We start from the raw sequence: 5,436 nt of genomic DNA, 5'->3' as shown, positions 1-5,436 counted from the left end.
CATCGAGCGTGGGCTGGTCGATGCGCGCCAGCGGGAAGTCCGAGGGCGTGACGCCGAGCGCTCCTGCGCTGCAATGCGCGATCAACCCCAGCAGCTCGCCACGGAACGCTTCGACGAAACGCCGCACCTCGGCCGCGTCGTGCCGGGCCGGGCTGTAGCGCACGTTCAGCGCGAGCTGGCCGTCGTAGACCTGGCCGTCGATCGAGAACTCGTGCGCCTGCGGTGCCGATGCATCCACCGCTGCACCCGCGCTTTCAGACGCCGGTCGCCAGGCCGCGGCCTCGTCGAAGCTGCCGTCGAACTGGCCGAGGTAGTTGAAAACCACCTGCGACGGTGGCAGTGCGCGCAGCGCCTCCCGCACCTCGGGCGGCCCCCTGTGCTTCAGCACGCCGTGCGCCAGGCCGCGCAGCGGCACGGCGCGCAAGGTCTCCTTGACGCGCTTCAACGCCGCCCCGGGCTCGCCCAGCGGATCCAGCACCACCGGGAACAGGCTGGTGAACCAGCCGACCGTGCGCGACAGGTCGATCTCGTCGGAGATGTCCTCGCGGCCATGGCCTTCGAGGTCGATGCGGATGCGCGCGCGGCCGCTCCAGCCGCACAGCGCACGGCCCAACGCCGTCAGCAGCAGGTCGTTGACCTGGGTGCGGTACGCCGCGGGGGCGTGCTTCAACAAGGCCTCGGTCTGCGAGGCATCGAGGCGCAGTTCGGTCGTGACCTGCTGTCCGGCGAGGTTGCTGCCGTCGGGCCGCGCGATCGGCAGCCCGAATGCCAATCCGGGGTCTTCATCGAACGCCGCGTCCCGGATTGGCATCCGGGCTGCGAGGGCCTCGCTCCACGCCTGGTAGCTGCTGGTCTTCGGCGGCAACTCCACGGCCTGACCCGCCACGCACTGCGCATACGCCCGCTGCAGGTCTTCGAGCAGGATGCGCCACGACACCCCATCCACCACCAGGTGATGCACCGCCAGCATCAGCCGCCAACTGCCGTCGGCTACCTCGATCGCGAGGCCGCGCAGCAACGGGCCGCGCGAGATGTCGAGGCTGCGCTGCACCTCGTCGCACAAGGCCTCGATCTGCTGCGCGTCTGCCGCCCGCCGCATCCACAGCAACTCGCGCTGCAGGCTCTCGTCGAGCGCCGCATAGCCCTGGTGCCACGCGCCCGCCGCATCCTGCGTGAAACGCAGCCGCAGGCTGTCGTGATGCCGCACCAGCGCCGCGAGGGCCTGCGCGAGCGCGCCGGGCTGCAGCGGCTCGCGGCTGTGCAGCAGCAGCGACTGGTTCCAGTGGTGGCGGTTTTTCATCGGCAGCGCGAAGAACTCATGCTGGATCGGCAGCAGCGGTACCTCGCCCACGGGTTCCTTCGCCGTACGCGCCGCGCGCAAAGTCTCGGCCTGCGCGAGCGGCGCCAGCAGCGCCGGCGTCTGCCGCTCGAACACCTGGCGCGGCGTCAGCGTCCAGCCCCGTGCGCGCAGCCGCGCGACGATCTGCAGGCTCAGGATCGAATCGCCGCCCAGGTCGAAGAAGTTGTCATGGCGGCCGACCCGCGGCACGCCCAGCAGCTCGGACCACAGCGTCGCGAGCACCTGCTCGACCTCGCCCTGCGGTGCCTCGTAGCGGTCGCCGTCGGCCTGGGCCTCGATCAGCGGCAACGCGCGCCGGTCGACCTTGCCGTTCGGTGTCAGCGGCAGCACGTCCATCACCGCGATGGCCGCCGGCACCAGGTAGTCCGGCAATTGCGCCGCGAGCTGCGCGCGCAGTTCGGTTGGCACCAGCAGCACGCCGGGCCGCGCAGTGACGTGCGCCACCAGCCGCGCGCCGCCCGCCCCCTGCTGCACGCTCGCCACCGCTTCGGCCACGCCGGCCAGCGGCATCAACCGGGCCTCGACCTCGCCCAGCTCGATCCGGAAGCCCCGCACCTTCACCTGCTGGTCGATGCGCCCGAGGTACTCGAGCTGGCCCTCGCCCTGCGCATCGACGATCCAGCGCACCAGGTCGCCGGTGCGGTACAGCCGCCCGCCCTGCGCATCGAACGGATCGGCGACGAAGCGCTCCGCCGTCAACCCTGCGCGCCCCAGGTAGCCGCGCGCGAGCCCGGCGCCGCCCAGGTACAGCTCGCCGGCTGCGCCGGGCGGCAGCAGGTTCATCCCGGCATCGAGCACGCGCGCGGTGCGGTCGCCACAGGGGCAGCCGATCGGCACGTAGGCGGTGGCAATCTCGGGCGCATCGCCGCGCGCCTTCCACAGCACCGGCGTGACGACCGCCTCGGTCGGGCCGTAGCCGTTGATCAAGAGCCGCGGCCGCAGGTGCTCGCGCACCGCCTGCAGGCCGGCGCGCGGCATCGCCTCGCCGCCGAACGACAGCAGCGCGAGCGGCGGGCCGCCGCCATGTTCTTCGGCGCCTTGCGCCAGGGCCTGCAGGTAGGCCGGCGGGAAGCCGGCGTTCGTCACGCCGCGCTCGCGCATCGCCGCGAGCGTCTGCGCCGGCGTCCACAGCGCCTCGTCGCGCAGCAGCAGCGAGGCGCCACAGCCGAGCACCGTCAGCAGYCGCTCGTGCGCGCCGTCGAACGAGAACGACAGGAAGTGCAGTTCGCGCGTCGCCGGACCCATCTCGTACAGCAGCGCCGTGTCGCGGCAGTGCATCGCGAGCGGCCCGTGCGCCACGGCCACGCCCTTCGGCCGGCCGGTCGAGCCGGAGGTGTAGATCACGTAGGCGAGGCTGCCGGCGTGCAACGGAACCTCGGGATCCGTGTCAGCCCCGCCTTGCGCCTCCAGCTCGCGCACCGAATCCGCCGTCAGCAGCAGCGCCGCGCCGCAGTCCTCGCGCATGAACGCGATCCGGTCCGCCGGGTGCGACGGGTCCAGCGGCACATAGGCTCCGCCCGCCTTCAGCACGGCCAGCAGCGCGACGATCAGCTCGAACGAACGCGGCAGCGACACCGCCACCCGGCTTTCCGGCCCGACACCGAGCGCAACCAGCCGCTGCGCGAGCCGATTTGCACGCCGGTCCAGCTCGCCGTAGCTCAACACGCCATCGCCGTGCAGCACCGCCGGCGCCTCGGGATGACTCCGCGCATGCCGCTCGAACGCCTGGTGCACCCACTCGCTGCCCACCGGCTGCGGCGCATTGACGCCCCAGGCCTGCAGCTGCGCACGCTCCTGCACATCGAGCAGGTCGACCTCGCCGAGCGCCGTCTGCGGCTGCCACGCCAGCGCCGCCAGCATCGCGAGGTACTGCCGCGCCAGCCGCGCGATCGTCGCCGCCTCGAACAAGTCATCCGCATAACTGAACACCGCCTGCACGCGGCCGTCCGCATGCTCCAGCGTGTCGAGCGTCAGCTCGAACTGCGCGGCCAGCTCGCCCAGCGGCTGCTCCTGCACGCGCAGGCCCGGAAGCTGCGCCAGCAGCGCATGGTTGCGGCGCTGGTGGTTGTAGAGCACCTGGAACAGCGGGTGCGTGCCGAGGCTGCGCTCGGGCTGCAGCGCGTCGACCAGCTGCTCGAACGGCAGGTCCTGGTGCTCCTGCGCGCCCATCACCGCATCACGCGCCTGCCGCAGCACCTGCGCGAGGTCCATCCGCGCATCGACCGCGTTGCGCAGCACCTGCGTGTTGACGAAGAAGCCGACCAACCCCTCGGTCTCGGTGCGCTGCCGGTTGGCGATCGGCACGCCGACCCGCACGTCGTGCTGGCCGCTCCAGCGCGCGAGCAGCGCCTGCCAGCCGGCCAGCAGCGCCGTGAACAGCGTGGCCTGCTGCGCACCGGCGCGCTGGCGCAGCGCTTGCACCAGCGCCGGCGGCAGGTCGATCGCGTGCTGCGCGGCGCGCAACCGCGCATCGGCCGCGCGCGGGCGGTCGGTCGGCAGCTGCAGCACCGGGTGGTCGGTGCCGATCTGGGCCGTCCAGTACGCCAGCTGGCGCGCCTGCTCGCCGGCCTCCAGCCCGTGGCGCTGCCAGCGGGCGTAGTCGGCATAGCGGATCGGCAGCGGCGGCAACGCGATCGAACGTTTCTCGACGCGCGATGGGTACRGCGACACGAACTCGCCGACGATCACCTGCAGCGACGCGCCATCGGACACGATGTGGTGCATCACGACCGCCAGCACATGCTCCTGCGGCGCGAGCTTCAGCAGCGCAAGGCGCAGCAGCGGGCCGCGCTCCAGGTCGAACGGCGCGGCGTTGATGCGCTGCAGCTCGGCGGCGAGCGAGACTTCATCGGTGTCGATCTCRGGAAGCTCGATGTCTGCCACCGGCAGCACGCGCGGCCGCGCCAGCCCGTCGGGCAGCGCATCGAACACCGTGCGCAGCGATTCATGCCGCGCCACCAGCGCGCTGAAGCTCGCGCGCAACGCCGCCACGTCGAGCCGGCCGCTGAGCCGCAGTGCACCGGCGATGTGGTACGCGGTGCTTGCCGGGTCGAGCCGCCACAGGAACCACTGGCGGGCCTGCGCATGCGACATCGGATCAGGCTCGTCGCCAGGCGGCCACGGCACCATCGGCAGGCGGCTGAAGGCCATGCCCTGTTCGCGCAACAGCGCCAGGAACCCGCTGCGGCGCTCGGCCGGCAGCAGGGTGAATCGCTCGGCGATGTCGCGGGCGCGTGAACTCATTCAGGTCTCCAGGGTGGCCAGCAGATCGGCCATGCGGTCCAGCGCCGCGTCATCGTCAGCCACCGCGGCCGGTCGCGCTGCCTGCACGGCGGCAGCCAGCGCCGCGAGCGACGCCTGCTCGAACAGGCTGCGCAGCGGCAGCGCAACGCCCAGCCGCTCGCGCAACCGCGACTGCACGCGCAGGGCCGCCAGCGAATGCCCGCCGAGTTCGAAGAAGCGGTCTTCGCGGCCGACGCGCTCGACGCCCAGCACCTCGGCCCAGATCGCCGCGAGCACCGTTTCGGCCTCGCCCTGCGGCGGCTCGCAGGCACGTGCCGCCTGAGGCCCGGTGGCCGGCAAGGCGTTGCGATCAATCTTGCCGTTGGCGTTCAGCGGCAGCGTGTCGAGCACCGCGATCACCGCCGGCAGCATCGCGTCGGGCAGTCGGGTCGCGAGCTGCACGCGCAGCGCTTGCGGATCGAGCGACTGCCCGGGTTGTGCCGACACATACGCCACCAGCAGATCGCCGCCGCGTGCGACCACCACCGCCTCGCGCACGCCCGGCTGCGCCAGCAGGCCGGCTTCGATCTCGCCGAGCTCGATGCGCACGCCGCGGATCTTCACTTGATGGTCGATGCGGCCGAGGTACTCCAGCTCTCCGTCACCGCGCCAGCATGCGAGGTCGCCGGTGCGATACAGCCGCTCGCCGGGCTCGAACGGGTCGGCGACGAAACGTTCGCTGGTCAGCCCCGCGCGGCCGAGGTAGCCGCGCGCAAGGCCGAGGCCGCCCAGGTACAGCTCGCCGGCCACGCCGGGCGGCACCGGCTGCAGGCCGGCATCGAGCACCAGCGTGC

2 protein-coding genes are annotated in these 5,436 nt (G+C 72.4%); both read right to left on the bottom strand.

Going from position 1 to position 5,436, the window contains the following annotated elements:
- Positions 1 to 4,603 (bottom strand): amino acid adenylation domain-containing protein (locus tag AC1D12_RS23500; RefSeq protein ID WP_477843200.1); only part of this gene is annotated, 4,603 nt, incomplete at its 3' end.
- On the bottom strand, positions 4,604 to 5,436 hold an 833-nt coding region (locus AC1D12_RS23495), incomplete at its 5' end, for a phosphopantetheine-binding protein (RefSeq protein WP_477843198.1).

This window comes from Rhizobacter sp. P1_G5, assembly GCF_056405435.1.
The sequence above is the reverse complement of the archived record's forward strand: the minus strand, read 5'-3'. Positions and strand labels throughout refer to the sequence as shown.